Annotated in this window: 1 pseudogene; it reads left to right on the forward strand. The window is 71.4% G+C overall.

Going from position 1 to position 1,044, the window contains the following annotated elements:
- Positions 1-231: 231 nt before the first annotated feature.
- Positions 232-1,044, forward strand: a pseudogene (locus BACI9J_RS23225) (carboxylate-amine ligase); the annotation flags it as partial.

Raw genomic sequence — 1,044 nt, forward strand, 5'->3', positions numbered from 1 at the left:
CCCACGACGGGAAGAACAGCACCTCGTCGGGCAGGAACAGGCTGAGCGCCAGGTTGACCAGCACCGCCGCGGCGACCGGTGCCCGGTGTTCGGGTCGGGGGCCGGTCCTGGTCTGGGTCACGGAGTGAGTGTCGCACGGTGCCGTGACCGCACCCCGCGGGCGTGTTACGAGTGTGAGTCGGGGGAGTGCCGCGGCAGACACGGCACGGGCGTCTCGCGTAGGTTCCAGCCATGAGTGCAGAGCTGACGCTCGGCGCCGAGGAAGAGCTGCACCTCATCGACCTCGAGTCCGGCCGACTTTCCGCGAAGGCCCCCCGCCTTCTGCCCAAGCTGCCCACCGACCGTTTCGGCGCGGAGCTGCAGCGCACGACGATCGAGACGAACACCCCGGTGGTGCGGACCCTCGACGACCTGCGGCGGGTGATCGTCGACCTGCGCAGCGAGCTCAGTGCCGCGATCGCCCCGGCCGGGGTCACGATCGCCGCCGTCGGCACCGCGCCGAGGTCGGAGTACGCCGACTTCGAGCTGAGCGCCGGCGGGCGGTACGGCCGGATGCAGGAGCAGTACCGGATGCTCGTCGACGAGCAGCTCATCTGCGGCCTGCAGGTGCACGTCGGGGTGAGCGACCGCGACCTGGCGGTGCTGATCGCCCAGCGGGTGGCGCCGGTGCTCCCGGTGCTGCTGGCCCTGAGCGCGTCGAGTCCGTTCTGGAACGGGCAGGACACCGGGTACGCCTCGTTCCGGAGCATCATCGGGCAGCGGTGGCCGTCGGCCGGCAGCTTCGGCCCGGTGTAGGACGCCGCCGAGTACGACCGGGTGCTCGACGACCTGATCGCCTCGGGCGTGATCGCCGACAAGAAGATGGCCTACTTCGACGTCCGGCCGTCGTCACACGCGCCGACGCTCGAGCTTCGGGTCTGCGACGCGACCCCGGTGGTGGACGACGCCGTGCTCATCGCCGGACTCTTCCGCGCCGCCGTGCGCAAGGCCGAGAAGTCGGTCGTGTCCGGCGCCGAGTGGCACCCGCGCAGCGAACCGCTGCAC

The organism is Arthrobacter sp. 9V, from assembly GCF_902506065.1.
Classification (GTDB): Bacteria; Actinomycetota; Actinomycetes; order Actinomycetales; family Micrococcaceae; genus Arthrobacter.